Below are 15,890 nucleotides of genomic sequence, written 5' to 3'. Positions count from 1 at the left end.
AAGTTCTGCCGATCGAGCGCCGCGATCAAAACAGAACCGAAGGAGTACTAGCCGCTGGGCTCAGCGCGTGCGCCCCCACAGGCCTGGAAGACCGCCCCGGGCCGCCACGCGCAGCGGAGCGATCAGCGGCGGTTTGGCCGCCGGGCTCAGCGGTATGACCCCTGGGCCAGGTGGCCTCACCAGCGCATATGGCGGTGGGCGGGGTCAGGAGGCGGCTTCCAGGGGGAGGTCGGTGCCGCGCCAGGTGGCGGCCAGATCCTGGAGGGGAACGCCGAGGGCCTCGCCCAGGCAGACGATCGTGCCGAATCCGGGCGAGGGGAGGCGGCCGGTCTCGATCTTGCGCAGGGTCTCCGGCGAGATGCCGGCCGCCTGCGCGACCTCGGCCAGGTCGCGTCCCGCGCGCGCCTGGCGCAGCAGGGCGCCGAGGCGCCGGCCGGCTTCGATCTGCTCGGGGGTGAGCGGTTGGCGGACCATGGCTCCAGGATAGAGCTGGTATTACTATACCGCCACCGGTTAACCTGAAGGTATAGTAATACCGACATTGTGGGACGCGAGGTATTCGTGATCGAGTTGAAGACGCCTGCGGAGATCGAGCGCATGCGGGTGACCGGGCGCTTCGTCGCCGAGGTGCTGTCCGAGGTGGGGCGGATCGCCGACGTCGGCGTCAACCTGCTGGACCTGGAGAACCACGTCCGCGGCATGATCAAACGGCGCGGGGCGGAGTCGCGCTACTGGGACTACGCGCCGTCCTTCGGACGCGGGCCGTTCCGCAACGTGATCTGCCTGTCGGTGAACGACGCCGTCCTGCACGGGCTGCCGCACGACTACACGCTGCGCGACGGCGACGTCCTCACCGCGGACATCGCGGTCGGCATCGACGGATGGGTGGCGGACTCCGCCCGGACGGTCATCGTCGGCACCCCCGCCGAGGAGGACCTGCGGATCGTCCGCGCCACCGAGGACGCGCTGGAGGCGGCGATCGACAAGGCGCGCCCCGGCAACCGGCTGGGCGACATCTCGGCGGCGATCTGGGAGGTGGCCCGCGACTACGGCTACCCGGTCAACACCGAGTTCGGCGGCCACGGCATCGGCCGCACGATGCACGAGGACCCGCACGTCCCGAACCGCGGCCGGGCCGGGCGCGGGCTCGTGCTGCGCCCCGGCCTGACCCTCGCGCTCGAACCCTGGTTCGCCCGGACGACCGGCCGGATCATCTACGACGCCGACGGCTGGACCATCCGCTCGGCCGACGGCTCGCGCACGGCCCACTCCGAGCACACGGTCGCCGTCACCGAGGACGAGCCCCTGGTGCTCACCCGCCGCGAGACCTGAGGCGTCAACCGGGAGTTGACGACCGACTGTCGTCAACCTATGGTTGACGCATGAGCGAACTTCCGGTGCGGCTCGGTGACCTCATCGAGTACGTGAACAGTCAGCATCCGCAGGGCGGCCCGCTCGACCGGCTGTCGGACGCCGTGGTCGTGTCCGAGCAGATCGGCGAGGCCGCCGACCATCTGGTGGGCCACTTCGTGGACCAGGCCCGCCGGTCCGGGGCGTCCTGGACGGAGATCGGGCGCAGCATGGGCGTCACCAAGCAGGCGGCGCAGAAGCGGTTCGTGCCGAAGGCGGGCGGCGGGACCACCGAGGCGTCCGGGCCGTTCTCCCGGTTCACCAAGCGGGCGATCAACTCGGTGCTCGCCTCGCAGGAGGCGGCGCGGAGCGCCGGCAACGACGAGATCCGCCTCGCGCACCTCGTGCTGGGGCTGCTGGCCGAGCCCGAGGGTCTGGCGGTCAAGGCGATCGAGGAGCAGGGCGTCACGGTCGGCGAGGTGCGGGAGGCGGCGGTGCGGGCGCTGCCGCCTCGCGTGGACACGCCGATCCCCGAGAACATCCCCTACGCGCAGGACGCGGCGAAGGTGCTGGAGCGGAGCGTCCGCGAGGCGCTGCGCCTCGGCCACAACTACATCGGCACCGAGCACCTGCTGCTCGCCTACTTCGACGAGGGCAGCCCCCTGCTCGACGCGAACCTCGACAAGGACGAGGCCGAGGAGTGGATCAAGTCCGTCCTGGAGCAGTTCGCGAAGAACAAGAAGGACGGGAACGGCTAGCCCTCCGCCGCCCCGAACGCGCCCGCGAACGTCGGGCGCGGGCACGGAAGGCCGGACGCGGACGCGCCCGCGAACGTCGGGCGCGGGCACGGAAGGCCGGACGCGGACGCGCCCGCGAACGTCGGGCGCGGGCACGGAAGGCCGGACGCGGACGCGCCCGCGAACGTCGGGCGCGGGCACGGAAGGCCGGACGCGGGCCCGGGCGCGGGCTCTAGCGGTCCGCCGCCTCGCCGCGGACGCGGACGAGGGACTGCAGTTCGGAAAGCTGGCGCGCGGCCAGGTGCTTCTCGGCGCCGTTGATGCCCATCGCCCCGAGGGACGTGCCGTCCGCCAGGTCGAGGGTGGGCCAGGGCTCGCCGACGCTCATGGTCACGTCGACGATCTCGGCCCAGTCGAGGCGGCGGGTGCGGAAGGCGTTGACCACCGTCACCCCCGCCTCGTCGGCGGCGACCCGGCAGCGCGCCAGCATGTGCAGGATCCAGGCCACGAGCAGCCCGAACAGCACCATCATGGTGCGGTCGAACGCCTTGAACTGGGGCGCGACGAAGACGGCGAGCAGGACCATGCCGAGCACGCTCACGCCCGCCGTCACGTACGCGACGAGCCGGGTGGTGCGGGGGCGCCACACCACCGGCAGCGCGGGAACGTCAGTCAACGATCTTGCTGATCGGGATCTCGAGGATGTCGTGCGCGCCGGCCGCCTTCAGCGCGGGGATCAGGGTGTTCACCCCGCGCTTGGGGACGACCGACTCGACCGCGCTGGCCTCGCCGCCGGCGAGGGAGGTGACGGTCGGGGACGACATCGCGGGCATGATGTCGAGGACGGCCGCGAGGTCGGGCTGCGCGACGTTCAGCTTCAGCAGCACGTTGCCGCGGGCCCGGATCGCTCCCTGGAGCAGGAGCGCGATGTCCTCCATGGCGGCGCGCTTGTCGGCGTCCTCGTAGGCCTCGCGGTTCGCGACCAGCTCGGTGTAGCTGGTCAGCAGCGTGTCGAGGATGCGCAGGCCGTTCTTGCGCAGGGACGACCCGGTCTCGGTGAGGTCGACGATGGCGTCCACGATGTCGGGCACCTTCGCCTCGGTCGCGCCGTAGGACGGGACGACCTTCGCCTTGACGCCGTGCCGCTCCAGGAAGCGGCGGGTCATCTCCGGGAACTCGGTGGAGATGCGGACGCCCTCGGGCAGGTCGGCGACCGACTGCCAGGGCGCGTCGTTCGGCACGGCCATGATGACGCGGACCGGGTTGGAGGTGGCCTTGGAGTACTTCAGCTCGCCGAGGCCGACCACGTCGGAGTCGGTCTCGGTGATCCAGTCGCGGCCGGTGATGCCGAGGTCGAACAGGCCCTGTTCCAGGTAGGTCGGGATCTCCTGGGGGCGCAGCACGCGCACCCGGTCGATCCTCGGGTCGTCGATGGACGCGCGGTAGTCGCGGTCGGACGAGCGCCGGACGGTGAGGTCGGCGGCGTCGAACAGCTCCAGGGTCGCCTTCTCCAGCGAACCCTTGGGCAGGACGAGAGACAGCACAGCGGTGCCTTTCGGAGAGGTGGACGGTCTGACGGAACCGGGAGGCGCGCTCAGGAGCCCGAATGCTCCGCGCGATGCCCGGTGTGGCCGTGATGCCGCGAACCTCGCAGGGTCAGAACCGTGCCGAGTGCGGTCACCGTCGCCTCCCATCGCTTTGACATCGTCACCTGCTGTAGCAACAAATGACCCTACCATGCCGTCCGCGCGGTACTTCGCGGGCCCGCCGTCCGATAAGCGTTTCGGCGCCGTCCGGAAGACGTTCGCCCACGCGCCCGGCCTGCCCCTGAGGGGCGGCGGAACACCGAACTCGCCTTCCGGTGTGCCGAAGTCGCCTTCGGCACACCGGGAATTCAGCGGACGTTCGGAATTGTCCCGCTATTCGGTGGCCGCGCCGTGAAGCCGCAGCGTGCGCAGGGTGAGGGCGGTGTCGAGGGCCGCGACGACCGATTCCCAGCCCTTGTCCTCGGTGCTGTCGGGGAATCCGGCGCGCGCCATGGCCTGTTCGACGTCGTCGCAAGTGAGAACGCCGTTGCCGACCGGTGTCGATTCGTCCAGGGCGACGCGCGTCACGCCGGCGGTCACGGAATCGCAGACATAGTCGAAATGCGCTGTTTCCCCGCGAATGACCGCGCCGAGGGCGACCACGGCGTCCAGGTCGCGCGCCAGTTGCTGCGCCACGACCGGGATCTCCAGCGCGCCCGCCACCCGGACGACGACCGGATCGCTGACACCGCACTCCTTGGCGGCCTCGACCGCGCGCGCGAGCAACCGGTCGGTGATCGCCGCGTTCCAGCGGGTGCAGACGATGCCCAGGGTCAGCCCGGACGCGTCGACGGTGCCGTCCTCGGGACGTCCGTGGCCGCTCATGCGAGGTCTCCGATCCGGTGGCCGAGGCGGTCGCGCTTGGCGGCCAGGTAGCGGCGGTTGTGCTCGGTGACGACGACCGGCAGCGCCTCCCGGCCCCGGACGTCCAGCCCGAACCCGGACAGACCCGCCAGCTTGGCCGGGTTGTTCGTCAGCACCCGGACGGACCGGACGCCGAGGTCGCGCAGCATGTGCGCGGCGTTGGAGTACTCGCGGGCGTCGACGGGGAGGCCGAGCTCCATGTTCGCGTCCACGGTGTCGGAGCCGTTGTCCTGGAGGGAGTAGGCCCGGAGCTTGGCGAGCAGGCCGATGCCGCGCCCCTCGTGTCCGCGCAGGTAGAGGACGACCCCGCGGCCCTCCTCGGCGATGCGCTCCATGGCGGCGTCGAGCTGGGTGCCGCAGTCGCAGCGCTCGGAGTGCAGGACGTCGCCGGTGAGGCATTCGGAGTGGGCGCGGACGAGGACGTCCTCGCCGTCGCCGATGTCGCCGAGGACGAGCGCGACGTGCTCGCCGCCGTCCACGGCGCTGGAGTACCCGACCGCGCGCCACGCGCCGAACCGGTTCGGCAGCCGCGTCTCGACGGCGCGGGTGACCATGGGCTCGGTGCGCTTGCGGTACTCGACGAGCTGCTCGATGGAGATCAGCTTGAGCCGGTGCTCCTTGGCGAACACCTGGAGCTCGGGCAGCCGCGCCATCGTGCCGTCGTCGTTGACGACCTCGGCGAGGACGCCCGCGGGCGGCAGCCCGGCGAGGCGGGCGAGGTCCACGGCGGCCTCGGTGTGGCCGCGGCGGCGCAGCACCCCGCCGTCGTGGTAGCGCAGGGGGAAGATGTGCCCCGGGCGGACCAGCTCGGCGGGCTCGCTGCCCGGGTCGCACAGCACCCGCAGGGTGTGCGCGCGGTCGGCGGCGGAGATGCCGGTGGTCACGCCGTCGCGGGCGTCCACGCTGACGGTGAACGCGGTGCGCATGCGGTCGCGGTTCTGCGTGGTCATCAGCGGGATCTGGAGCCGGTCCAGGTCCGGGCCGGGCATCGGCGCGCAGATCACGCCGCTGGTGTAGCGGATGGTGAAGGCGAGCAGCTCGGGGGTGGCCTTCGCCGCGGCGAAGATGATGTCGCCCTCGTTCTCGCGGTCCTCGTCGTCCACCACGACGACGGGCTCGCCCGCCGCGATCGCGGCGAGGGCGTCCTCCACGGGGTCGAAGATGCCGGACCGCTCGGGGAAGATCGTCTGGTCGTCGCCGCTCATCGCGCGGTCACCGCCTTGTCGTTGTCGGATCGGACGGACGTCCCGCGCCGGGCCTCCCGGAGCCAGTTGCGGAACCCGGCCATCACCATGAGGAAGAACAGTCCGTAGACGGCCCCGGACACCCAGAGGCCGGACTTCAGCGCCAGCGGGACGCCGACCAGGTCCACCAGCACCCAGATGATCCAGAAGTCGACGAGGGCGCGGCTCTGCGCGAACGTCGCGGCCGCGCTGCCGACGAAGATGTAGGCGTTCGCCCACGGCGACCAGGCGACCTTCAGCCAGGTCAGATGGATGAAGACCTGCGCGACCAGGACGGTGCCGAGCGCGAGCGCGCCGAGCAGCACGGCCCGCTCGCGGCCGGTGGCCTTGCGGATGACGAGGGGTCCGCCGCCGCGCCGTCCGCGCGCCCACATGATCCAGCCGTACGCGCCGAGGAACACGAAGAGCGCCTGCTTGAGGGCGTTGCCGGGGACGTGCGCGTGCAGCGAGGCGGCCAGCAGCAGCGCCGCGCCGGCGATCTGGACGGGCCAGGTCCACAGCGTCTTGCGCATGGCGAGGTAGACGACGGCGAGGGAGAGGATGTTGCCGACCAGGTCCGTCCAGAGGACGTGTTCGCCGAAGAGCGTGAAGCTCGCGTTGAGCCAGTTCACGACGTTCCCTCCGCCGAGAGCGCGTCCTGAGCCGGGACCGGGACCGGAACCGCGGCGGTCGCGCGGTCGGCGGTGAGCATGCGCTCGACGTACTTGGCGACGACGTCCACTTCGAGGTTCACGACGTCGCCCGGGCCCTTGAGGCCGAGGGTGGTCAGGGCGAGCGTGGTCGGGATGAGCGCGACGCTGAACCGGTCGGCTCCGGCCTCGACGACGGTGAGGCTGATGCCGTCGACGGTGATCGAGCCCTTGTCCGCGACGTAGCGGGCGAGGCCGGCCGGGAGCGAGACGGTCACGACGTCCCAGCGCTCGCCGGGCTCGCGGGAGAGGATCGTGCCCACGCCGTCCACGTGGCCCTGCACGATGTGGCCGCCGAGCCGGTCCGACACCCGGACGGGCCGTTCGAGGTTCACCCGCGCGCCGGGCCGGAGCCCGCCGAGGCTCGACCGGTCGAGGGTCTCCTTGATGACGTCGGCGGTGAAGGCGCCGTCGGCGACGTCGACGACGGTGAGGCAGACGCCGTTGACGGCGATCGACGCGCCGTGGACGGCGTCGGACGTCACGAGCGGGCCGTGGATGGTGAGGCGGGCCGAGTCCCCTTCGGACGCGACCTCCCTGATCTCGCCGAGCTCCTCGACGATGCCGGTGAACATGTCCCGGGCCTCCCTTTCGGGGTCAGGCTCCGGGGTTCCTGCCAGCACGACGGTCGCGTACGGCGTGCGGCCCCTTCGCCGCCGGACCGGTCGCTCGACCGGGCCGCCGACGGGCAGGAGCCGTCCGCGCGCTGCCTCCCATCCGGACTTTCACCGTCGGTCCCGGAGTTCCACCGGGTCAACCGGCCGATGGTTTCGGCCGGGTCGCGGACTGTCACCGCCGGTTCGGACTTTCACCGACCCCGGAGCACGCGTTGCACTGCTGACAACCAGTGTGCCACGGCGGCTGTTCCCGAGGGCATGTGAGAACGCCCACGGCCGGATTTGGCCAACCAAGCGCTCGTTAGGGTGTAGGGTGACCGACCAGCGGACCGCGAAGCCGCACGGCACGTCGACCGCGGTCACCGGGTTGCGGATGCACGGCGGGCGGCCGCTCGACGAGCTGCGACCGCACGGCGCGGTGACCGGTCAGCGACCGCGGGCGCACGGCGCGGCGGCCGGTCAGCGGCTGCGGGCGCATGGCGCGGTGACCGGTCAGCGGCCGCGGGCGCACGGCGGGGTGGTCGCTCACTGGGCTGCGGTCGCGCGGTGCGCGAGCCAGCCCGCCATGGCGCGGACGCCGGCGCCGATGGCCCGCTCGTCCGGGTCGAAGGCGCCGAAGTGAGGGTAGGCAGTGGAGAGCTCCGCCCCCGGCCGCCGGACGCCGAGGAACGTGAACGTGCCGGGCACGCGGTTCAGGAAGAGCGCGAAGTCCTCGCCGCTGAACGGGAGCGCGGCGTGCAGGGTGGTGACGCGGTCCGCGCCGAGCATGCGCGACAGGTGGCGTCCGAGTTCGCGTCCCGGACGCGGCGGGCACACCATCGCGGGGAACGGGTCGTCCGGCGGGAACGTGGTCTGCGAGCCCGCGTACCGGCCGGCCAGGCGGCGCAGCTCGGCGCGGATCTCCGGGACACGCTCCTGCGGCCAGCAGCGGTACGCCGTCCGCACCTCGACGCCCCCGAAGACGGGCCGCGTCCCGGCCCGGACGAACACGAACCGGCTCAGCGGCCCGTGCGGCATCTGGAGCTCCCGGACGATCCGCTCCAGCTCGGCCGGCGCCTCGGGGAACGTGACCGTACCGAGCCGGGCGACGTCGGCGACGAGCCGTCCGGCCTGGTCGGCCGCGTCCGGGCCGGTCAGCGTGGTGACGCAGTGGTCCAGGCCGGGCAGTCCCGCGCCGGGCGTGACCGCGAACCCGCCGACCGGGAACGGGCCGCAGTGCAGCGCGTGGATCTCGTCCGGGCGCGTCCGCTCCAGGACGCCGGCGTCGATCATCGCGCGCGCTCCGGTGAGGGCCTCCTCGCCCGGCTGGAAGAGGAACACGAACCGGCCGCGTACCCGGTGCCGCAGCCGCGCCAGGACCTCGGCGACGCCGACGCCGATCGTGGTGTGCAGGTCGTGGCCGCAGAGGTGCGCGGGCGCCGGCCCGCCGTGGATCTGCGAGTCGGGCGGGACGGCGTCCATGTCGGCGCGATAGGCGACCGTCCGCCCCGCTCCCCCGCCCGCGCCGCGGCGTGCGCCGTCTCCCCCGCTCGCATGCGCGCCCGTTCCGCGGCCCGCGCCGCCGTCTCCCCGACCCGCTCCCGCGCCCGCTCCGCGCCGTGGGCCGTCTTCGCCGGGGGACGCCGTGCCCTGCAGGACGGCGACGACGCCGTGGCCGCCCACGCCCGTGGTCACCGCCAACCCGGCGGCGCGCAGGCGGGCCGCGACGAGCGCGGACGTGCGGGACTCGCCGCCCGCGAGTTCGGGATGCGCGTGGATGTCGCGGCGCAGCGCGATCAGGTCGGCGTCGAGCCGCCGGGCGGCGGTGTCGATCGCGCCTTCCAAAGCGCCCACCCCGCCCGACCCGCCGGAACCGGCGCGTCCGGCAGGTCCGGCGCCCCGAGCGGGTCCGTCGCGCCCAGCCCGCCCAGCGCCCCCAGCGGGTCCGTCGCGCCCAGCGCGTCCGGTGCCCCCAGCGGGCGGGCCGCCGGGTGCGGGTGGTTCGGCGGCGCCGGCGGGCAGCGCGGCCGTGAGGGCGCCTCCCGCGCCCAGCGCGGCCGCGACGCCGAGCACGCTTCTGCGGGACAGAGCCGTCTTCTCGTTTCGCTGTTCGGTCACGTCCGGGACGCTACGGAGCCGCGGCCCGGGATCCGATGGACCTAGGTTCCGTCCCGGGGTGTACCTGGCGACACCGGCGCGGCGACCGACAGGCCGCCGGGCACGGCGGTGACGTGCGTCAGGTCGGGGACGACGACGTCCGCCTCGGTCAGCTCCGACGCGTCGTGGCTGGTCGTGACGGCGAGGACGGTCGCGCCGGCCGCGCGGGCGGCGCGGATCCCGGCGGGCGCGTCCTCCACCACCACGCACGCGGACGGCTCGACGCCCAGCTCCCGCGCCGCCAGCAGGTACCCCTGCGGGTGGGGCTTGCCGTGCTCGACCCGCTCGGCGGTGACGACCACGGGCGGGAGCGGCACGCCCGCGGCTTCCGTTCGGATGCGGAGCTGCCCGAGGTCCATCGAGGTGACCACCGCCCACGGCAGGCCGTCCAGCGAGGCCAGCAGGCGGACGGCGTCCGGCAGCGCGGTGATGCCGTCGGCGCGGGACGCCTCCAGCTCGTCCAGCCGCGCGGTCGCGGCGGCGACCCGGTCGGCGGGCAGGTACTCGGCGACGCGGTCGGAGGTCCGGCGGCCGTGCGCGCCGGACATGAACTCCTCGGGATCGATGCCGTACTCGGCCGCCCACTCGCGTCCGGCCCACTCGACCAGCGGGGTGGAGTCGACGAGCGTGCCGTCCACGTCGAACAGGACGGCCGCGCAGGGCAGGAAGGTCATCAGCGGGAGGACCAGGGGGCGGCGGCGGTCGCGGCCTCGGCCTGCGCGCGCAGGTTCCGGACGGCCTCGGCCGGGTCGTCCGCGCCGTAGACCGCGCTGCCGGCGACGAACACGTCCGCGCCCGCCTCGGCGCAGCGCTCGATCGTCTCGGCGCTGACGCCGCCGTCCACCTGGAGCCAGACGTCCAGGTCGCGGCCCTTGATCAGGTCGCGGGCGCGGCGCACCTTCGGCAGCACGACGTCGAGGAACTTCTGCCCGCCGAAGCCCGGCTCGACGGTCATCAGGAGCAGCATGTCGATCTCGCCGAGGATGTCCTCGAACTGGTCGACCGAGGTCGCCGGGTTCACGCCGAGCCCCGCGCGGGCCCCGGCGGCGCGGATCGTGCGCAGCGTGCGGATCGGCGCGGACGCCGCCTCCGCGTGGATGGTGACGCTCTTCGCCCCGGCCTCGGCGTACTGCGGCGCCCAGCGGTCCGGGTCCTCGATCATGAGGTGGCAGTCGAGCGGCAGCCTGCTGGTCTTCAGCAGCGCCTCGACGACGGGCGGCCCGAGCGTGAGGTTCGGGACGAAGTGGTTGTCCATCACGTCGACGTGCACCCAGTCGGCGGCGTCGGCGATCCGCTCGACCTCGGCGCCGAGGGCGGCGAAGTTCGCGGACAGGATGCTGGGAGAGATCTGCGGAGCCATGATGGCCCCAGCTTAGGGAAGCCCGCTGAACCCGCGCGCGGCAGGGCCGGACGTCGCCGCCCGGCCCCCGCCGCGAGGCGCGCTACCGCCCGCGTAGCAGCGCCGTGCGGAGCAGCGCCGGGGATTCGGCGAGGGCGGAGCGGCGCCAGGGGCTCAGTGCTTGCGGAGGAGCGCGAGGAACATCGCGTCGGTGCCGTGGCGGTGCGGCCAGAACTGGGCGTACGGGGTGTCCCCCACGCGGACGCCGTCCAGGGACGGGGCGATGCCGGTCAGGACGTCCGGGGCGTCGAGGCGGTCGACGTCGTCGCGTCCGCGCAGGACGTCGTCCACGACGACGCGGGTCTCGGCCAGGTGCGGCGAGCAGGTCACGTACGCGACGACGCCGCCCGGACGCAGCGCCTCCAGGGCCTTGCGGAGCAGTTCGCGCTGGAGCGGGCCGAGTTCGGCGACGGCCTCCGGGCCGCGGCGCCAGCGCGCCTCGGGACGGCGGCGGAGCGCGCCGAGGCCGGTGCACGGCGCGTCCAGCATGATCCGGTCGAACGAGCCGGGACGCCACGCCGGGACGGTCCCGTCGGCGACGACCACGCCCGCGCGGTCGTCCACGGCGCGGGTGACCAGGGCGGCGCGGTGCGGGGTGACGTCGGCGGCGAGGAGCCGGGCGCCGCGCTGCGTCGCGACGGCCGACAGCAGGCCCGCCTTGCCGCCCGGACCTGCGCAGACGTCGGCCCAGAACGCGTCCCGGCCGTCGATGCCGGCGGCGGCGAGGGCGAGGGCGACGAGCTGGCTGGCCTCGTCCTGGACGGCGGCGCGGCCGTCGCGGACGGCGGCGAACGCGGCCGGGTCACCGTCCGGCAGGACGGCACCGACCGGCGAGTACGGCGCGGGTTCGGTTCCGGCGAGCTCGTCGAGGGCGGCGCGGCCGGGCCGGGCGACGAGGGTCACGCGCGGACGGTCGTTGTCGGCGGCGAGGAGCGCGTCGATCTCGTCCCGGTCGGGGCCGAGCGCGTCGCGCAGCGCGGACACGATCCACTTCGGGTGGCTGCGCCGGATGGACAGCCTCGTGGTGGCGTCCAGGTCGTCCGGCGCGACGATCTCCAGCCAGGCGGCGAGGTCGCGCCCGGCGACCTTGCGCAGCACCGCGTTGGCGAACTTCGACTGGCCCGGCCCGGTCACGTCGCGGGCCAGCTCGACGGCCGTGCCGACGGCGGCGTGCGGCGGGATCCGGGTGGCGAGCACCTGGTGCGCGCCGAGCCGCAGCACGTCCAGCAGCGGACGGTCGATGCGGCGCAGCTCGCGGTCGCTGCACAGCGCGAGGATCGCGTCGTAGGTGCCGCGGCCGCGCAGCGTGCCGTAGGTCAGCTCGGTCGCGAGGGCGGCGTCCCGGCCGGTCAGGCCGCGCTCGCGCAGCCGCGACGGCAGCAGCAGGTTGGCGTAGGCGTCGCGGGTGTCCACGGCCCGGATGACGTCGTAGGCGGTGCGGCGGACGAGGTCCTGCGGGCGGCCGGTGCGGCGCGGCCCGTCCGGGCGGCGGTTGGCGTTGCTCCGGCCGCGGTGGTGGCGGGTGGGCGGCATCAGGCGAGCGTGTCCTTGTCGGTGAGGGAGACCCCGCGCGCCCAGTCGGCGGCGGGCATGCGGCGCTTGCCCTGCGGCTGGACCTCGCCGAGCGCGACCGGGTGTGTTGCGGTGCCTACCAGCACCTCGTTCTTGCCCGCCCGGATCTCGCCCGGGGCGAGCGCCGGGCCGTCCGCGTCCGGGACGGGCCGGACGGGGAACAGCTTCAGCCGGGTGTCGCGGAACGTCGTCCACGCGCCGGGCGCGGGCGTGCAGGCCCGGACGAGCCGGTCGACGTACTGCGCCGGGGTCGTCCACTCGACGCGGGCGTCCTCCGGGGTGAGCTTGGCGGCGTGCGAGACGCCCTCGGCGGGCTGCGGGCGGGGCTCCAGCACCCCGGCCTCGATGCCGTCCATGGTGTCGGCGAGCAGCCGCGCGCCCGCGACGGCGAGGCGTCCGAGCAGGTCGCCGGAGGTGTCGGTGGGCAGGATCGGCTCGGTCAGCACCCCGTAGACCGGGCCGGTGTCCAGCCCCTCCTCGATCTGGAAGGTGGACGCGCCGGACATGTCGTCCCCGTGCAGGATCGCCCGCTGCACCGGCGCCGCGCCGCGCCAGGCGGGCAGGATCGAGAAGTGCAGGTTCACCCAGCCGTGCCGGGGGATCTCCAGCGCGGCGGGCCGCAGGATCGCGCCGTAGGCGACGACGGGGCAGCAGTCCGGGCCGATCGCGCGCAGCCGGTCCAGGAACTCGAGGTCGGACGCCTTGGCGGGCTTCAGCACCTCGACGCCGGCCGCGGCGGCGGCCTCGGCGACCGGGCTCGGCACGAGCCTGCGGCCGCGTCCGGCGGGCGCGTCCGGGCGGGTGACGACGGCGGCGACCTCGTGCGAGGACGCCAGCAGCGCCTCCAGCGAAGGGACGGACGTCTCGGGCGTTCCGGCGAAGACGAGGCGCATGGTCAGATCGCCTTCCCGAGCGTGCGGTGCGGGGACACCTTCACCTGCGGGACCGGGTCGCCGAACCACTCGGCCTCGCGGATCGCCTTCATCGCGGCCTTGCGCTGCTCGGGGTCCATCCGGTCGATGAAGATGATCCCGTCCAGGTGGTCGGTCTCGTGCTGGACGCAGCGGGCCAGCAGGTGCGTGCCCTCGACGGTGATCGGCTCGCCGTGCATGTTGAAGCCCTTGGCGACGGCCCGGACGGCGCGCGGCGTCGGGAAGGCCAGGCCGGGAATGCTGAGGCAGCCCTCGTCGCCGGTCTCCTGCTCGTCCGACAGGTCCAGGGTCGGGTTCACCAGGTGGCCGAGCACGTCGTCCACGTAGTAGGTGAACACGCGCAGGCCGACGCCGAGCTGCGGCGCGGCCAGGCCCGCGCCGGGCGCGTCGATCATGGTGTCGGTGAGGTCCTTGACGAGCTGCCGCAGCTCCTTGTCGAAGTCCCTGACCGGCTCGGCAGGGGTGCGCAGCACGGGGTCGCCGAAGAGGCGGATGGGCTTGACGGACAAGGAGGACTCCGTTTCCAGATGCGCGCCGTCCAGGGTGCGCTGTCGCGTTCAGTCTACGAACCGACCAGTCTAAGATCCCCCACCGCCCGGCGTGGCCCGGACGCCGGACCTTCCGGACGGCGGCGGGACCTCCCGGACGGGGGTGGCCGTTCGGCGGCGGGCTTCGGCGGCGGGGCTTCGGCGGGCGTCAGATCAGCTCCAGCGGGTCCATCTGGACGCGGACGTACTCGGGGGCGCGGCGGGCGCTGCGGACGCCCTGCCCCGCCTGGAGCTCCCGGGCCAGCGGCAGGCCGTCCGCGCGCGGCACGCGGACGAGCGCGCGCTCGCGCGGTCGCTGCCCCGGCTGCGGCTGCTCGTTGAGCGGCACGGGCCCGAGGACCTCGGCGGACGCGGGCAGCCGCGCGTCGTCGAGGAGCTCGCGGATCGCGGCCGGGGTCGCGGTCAGCGACGCCATCCGGAACGCGGGCGGGAACCCGGCCTCGCGGCGCTCGGCCAGCTCCCGCTCCGCGAAGGTGACCGGGTCCCACCGGATCAGCGCCTGGACGGCGGGCAGCGCGCCGTCCGCCGCGACGACGACCGGCCCGCCGGGACGGACGAGCGCGGCGGCGTTCATCCAGCGGCGCAGGGCCTCCTCGGCGGCGCGCAGGTCGGCGCGGCCGAGCAGCGCCCAGCCGTCCAGCAGGAGCGCGGCGGCGTAGCCGTCCTCGGCGACCGGTTCCGCGCCCGGCGTGGACACGATCAGCGCCCTCCCGTCGCCGACCGTGTCGAGCACGCCGTCCCGGCCGGAGGTCTTCACGACCGCGCCGGGGAACGCCCGGCCCAGCTCCTCGGCGGTGCGGCGGGCCCCGACGACGACGGCGCGGAGCTGGAAGTGGCCGCACTCCGGGCAGTGCCAGTCCCCCGCGATGCGCCCGCACCAGCGGCAGTACGGCGCGGCGTGCGCGGACGTCAGCGCCAGCGGCCCCTGGCAGGACGAGCAGTGCGCCATCGTCCGGCACCGCTGGCACGCCAGGGCGGGCAGGTAGCCGCGCCGGGGCACCTGGACCAGCACGGGCCCGTGCTCCAGGGCCCGCCGGGCCGTCTCGAACGCCACGTGCGGGAGCCGCGCGGCGCGGGCGGCCTCGTCGCGGGCCATGTCGAAGTCGTCCCCGACCGGCCGGACGCGCGGCATCGCCGCCCGGACCGTCTCCCGGTCGGCGGTCAGGGCGTGCGCCCAGCCCGTCTCGACCAGGACGGTCGCCTCGGTCGTCCGCGTGTAGCCGCCGATCAGCGCGCCCGCCCCGGACCGGTGCGCGCGGAGCGCCAGCACCTCGCGCGGATGCGGGTAGGGCGCGTGCGGCTCGGCGTGGACGTCGTCCCCGTCGTCCCACAGGACGGCCAGGCCGAGATCGTGGACGGGAGCGAACATCGCCGCGCGCGTCCCGACGACCGCCTTCACCGCGCCGCGCCGGATCGCCAGCCAGCGCCGGTACCGCTCGGTCGGGCCGAGGTCGGCGGTGAGCGCGACATGGCGTCCGTCGCCCAGCTCCTCGGTGAGCGCGGCGTCCATGCGGGCCACGTCCCGGCCGTCCGCGAGGACGACCAGCGCCCCGCGGCCGGCGGCGAGGGCCGTGCGGACGGCCCGCGCGATCGCCGCCGTCCGCTCGGGGCCGGGCAGGGCCGTCCAGACGGCGCGGGGCGCGCGGCCCGCGGCGAGCGCGGTCAGGAACGACGGACCGGCCGGGTACCGTGACCAGGGGCCGGGGTCGTCCGGCGGCTCCGGCGGGGTCGCCGCCTCGCGCGGCGGCTCGCCCTCCGCCTTGGCGTGCCGGGGCGGGATCGCCAGGCGCAGCACGTCGGCGAGCGTCCCGGCGTACCGGTCGGCGACCTCGCGGGCCAGCGCCGCCATCTCCGGGGCGAGGACGGGCTCGGGCGAGGTCACCCGCTCCAGGAACGACAGCCGCCCCTCGTGATCGCTCTCCTGGACGCGGTCGAGGAGCAGGCCGTCCACGAGCTGCCCGGCGAAACGGACACGAACCCGACATCCGGGCACGGCCTTGGCGTCCAGTTCGTTGGGTACGAGGTAGTCGAAGGGCCGGTCGAGATGGGGAAGCGACATGTCCACGGCGACCCGGGCGACGGGGAGGTGCTCGGGCGGGACGCGCGCGCCCTTACGGGCTCCCCTGGACGCGGCCCCCGCGGCGGGTTTGACCTTCCCTTTGCCTCGCTCCGCGGCCTTCCGCACGGACTTTCCGGGCGCGGCGGTCGTGCCGGAC

Annotated in this window: 16 protein-coding genes and 1 riboswitch; of the genes, 2 read left to right on the top strand and 14 right to left on the bottom strand. The window is 74.5% G+C overall.

Annotated elements, in window-relative coordinates; all coding sequences use genetic code 11:
• Positions 1-204: 204 nt before the first annotated feature.
• Positions 205-474: a helix-turn-helix domain-containing protein gene (locus tag ACFPCY_RS10970; protein WP_378253971.1), complete on the bottom strand. Its 270-nt coding sequence runs from the start codon at positions 472-474 to the stop codon at positions 205-207.
• Between the two features lie 87 nt (positions 475-561).
• Here ACFPCY_RS10970 and map point away from each other — a divergent pair, with 87 nt between their 5' ends.
• Positions 562-1,332: a type I methionyl aminopeptidase gene (gene map / locus ACFPCY_RS10965; protein WP_378253969.1), complete on the top strand. Its 771-nt coding sequence runs from the start codon at positions 562-564 to the stop codon at positions 1,330-1,332.
• A gap of 50 nt (positions 1,333-1,382) precedes the next feature.
• Complete coding sequence (locus tag ACFPCY_RS10960) at positions 1,383-2,108, top strand: Clp protease N-terminal domain-containing protein (RefSeq protein ID WP_378253967.1); 726 nt, start codon at positions 1,383-1,385, stop codon at positions 2,106-2,108.
• Positions 2,109-2,319: 211 nt separating this feature from the next.
• On the opposite strand, the gene ACFPCY_RS10955 is transcribed toward ACFPCY_RS10960, so the two are convergent.
• From ACFPCY_RS10955 to ACFPCY_RS10895, 13 genes are all read right to left on the bottom strand, one after another.
• Positions 2,320-2,763 carry a PH domain-containing protein gene (locus ACFPCY_RS10955; protein WP_378253966.1) on the bottom strand — a complete coding sequence of 148 codons (444 nt, stop codon included), beginning with the start codon at positions 2,761-2,763 and terminating at the stop codon, positions 2,320-2,322.
• The gene (hisG, locus tag ACFPCY_RS10950) at positions 2,756-3,631 is read right to left on the bottom strand and encodes an ATP phosphoribosyltransferase (protein WP_378253965.1); all 876 of its coding nucleotides are present in this window, start codon (positions 3,629-3,631) and stop codon (positions 2,756-2,758) included. The genes ACFPCY_RS10955 and hisG overlap by 8 nt, the downstream gene beginning before the upstream one ends.
• A 375-nt stretch (positions 3,632-4,006) precedes the next feature.
• Entirely contained in the window at positions 4,007-4,498 is a 492-nt protein-coding gene (ribH, locus tag ACFPCY_RS10945) for a 6,7-dimethyl-8-ribityllumazine synthase (RefSeq protein ID WP_378253964.1), read from the bottom strand.
• The gene (locus tag ACFPCY_RS10940; protein WP_378253963.1) at positions 4,495-5,742 is read right to left on the bottom strand and encodes a bifunctional 3,4-dihydroxy-2-butanone-4-phosphate synthase/GTP cyclohydrolase II; all 1,248 of its coding nucleotides are present in this window, start codon (positions 5,740-5,742) and stop codon (positions 4,495-4,497) included. Before ACFPCY_RS10940 ends, ribH begins: the two co-directional genes overlap by 4 nt.
• Positions 5,739-6,392: a nicotinamide mononucleotide transporter family protein gene (locus ACFPCY_RS10935; protein ID WP_378253961.1), complete on the bottom strand. Its 654-nt coding sequence runs from the start codon at positions 6,390-6,392 to the stop codon at positions 5,739-5,741. The genes ACFPCY_RS10940 and ACFPCY_RS10935 overlap by 4 nt, the downstream gene beginning before the upstream one ends.
• Positions 6,389-7,045: a riboflavin synthase gene (locus tag ACFPCY_RS10930; RefSeq protein ID WP_378253959.1), complete on the bottom strand. Its 657-nt coding sequence runs from the start codon at positions 7,043-7,045 to the stop codon at positions 6,389-6,391. The genes ACFPCY_RS10935 and ACFPCY_RS10930 overlap by 4 nt, the downstream gene beginning before the upstream one ends.
• 126 nt (positions 7,046-7,171) lie before the next feature.
• A riboswitch (FMN riboswitch) is annotated at positions 7,172-7,300 on the bottom strand.
• Between the two features lie 312 nt (positions 7,301-7,612).
• Positions 7,613-9,184 (bottom strand): M20/M25/M40 family metallo-hydrolase, encoded by a 1,572-nt coding sequence (locus ACFPCY_RS10925; RefSeq protein WP_378253957.1) that lies wholly within the window; start codon positions 9,182-9,184, stop codon positions 7,613-7,615.
• Between the two features lie 41 nt (positions 9,185-9,225).
• Complete coding sequence (locus ACFPCY_RS10920; protein ID WP_378253955.1) at positions 9,226-9,897, bottom strand: HAD-IA family hydrolase; 672 nt, start codon at positions 9,895-9,897, stop codon at positions 9,226-9,228.
• Complete coding sequence (gene rpe, locus ACFPCY_RS10915; protein ID WP_378253953.1) at positions 9,897-10,583, bottom strand: ribulose-phosphate 3-epimerase; 687 nt, start codon at positions 10,581-10,583, stop codon at positions 9,897-9,899. Before rpe ends, ACFPCY_RS10920 begins: the two co-directional genes overlap by 1 nt.
• 153 nt (positions 10,584-10,736) lie before the next feature.
• Positions 10,737-12,155 carry an RsmB/NOP family class I SAM-dependent RNA methyltransferase gene (locus ACFPCY_RS10910; RefSeq protein WP_378253952.1) on the bottom strand — a complete coding sequence of 473 codons (1,419 nt, stop codon included), beginning with the start codon at positions 12,153-12,155 and terminating at the stop codon, positions 10,737-10,739.
• The gene (gene fmt, locus ACFPCY_RS10905) at positions 12,155-13,087 is read right to left on the bottom strand and encodes a methionyl-tRNA formyltransferase (RefSeq protein ID WP_378253950.1); all 933 of its coding nucleotides are present in this window, start codon (positions 13,085-13,087) and stop codon (positions 12,155-12,157) included. Before fmt ends, ACFPCY_RS10910 begins: the two co-directional genes overlap by 1 nt.
• Positions 13,088-13,089: 2 nt before the next feature.
• The gene (gene def / locus ACFPCY_RS10900) at positions 13,090-13,635 is read right to left on the bottom strand and encodes a peptide deformylase (RefSeq protein ID WP_378253948.1); all 546 of its coding nucleotides are present in this window, start codon (positions 13,633-13,635) and stop codon (positions 13,090-13,092) included.
• A gap of 187 nt (positions 13,636-13,822) precedes the next feature.
• The gene (locus tag ACFPCY_RS10895; RefSeq protein ID WP_378255110.1) at positions 13,823-15,859 is read right to left on the bottom strand and encodes a primosomal protein N'; all 2,037 of its coding nucleotides are present in this window, start codon (positions 15,857-15,859) and stop codon (positions 13,823-13,825) included.
• Between the last annotated feature and the right edge of the window lie 31 nt (positions 15,860-15,890).

This window comes from Actinomadura gamaensis, from assembly GCF_042652125.1.
In the GTDB taxonomy this organism is placed as follows: domain Bacteria; phylum Actinomycetota; class Actinomycetes; order Streptosporangiales; family Streptosporangiaceae; genus Spirillospora; species Spirillospora gamaensis.
This window is presented reverse-complemented; position numbering and strand designations above follow the sequence as displayed.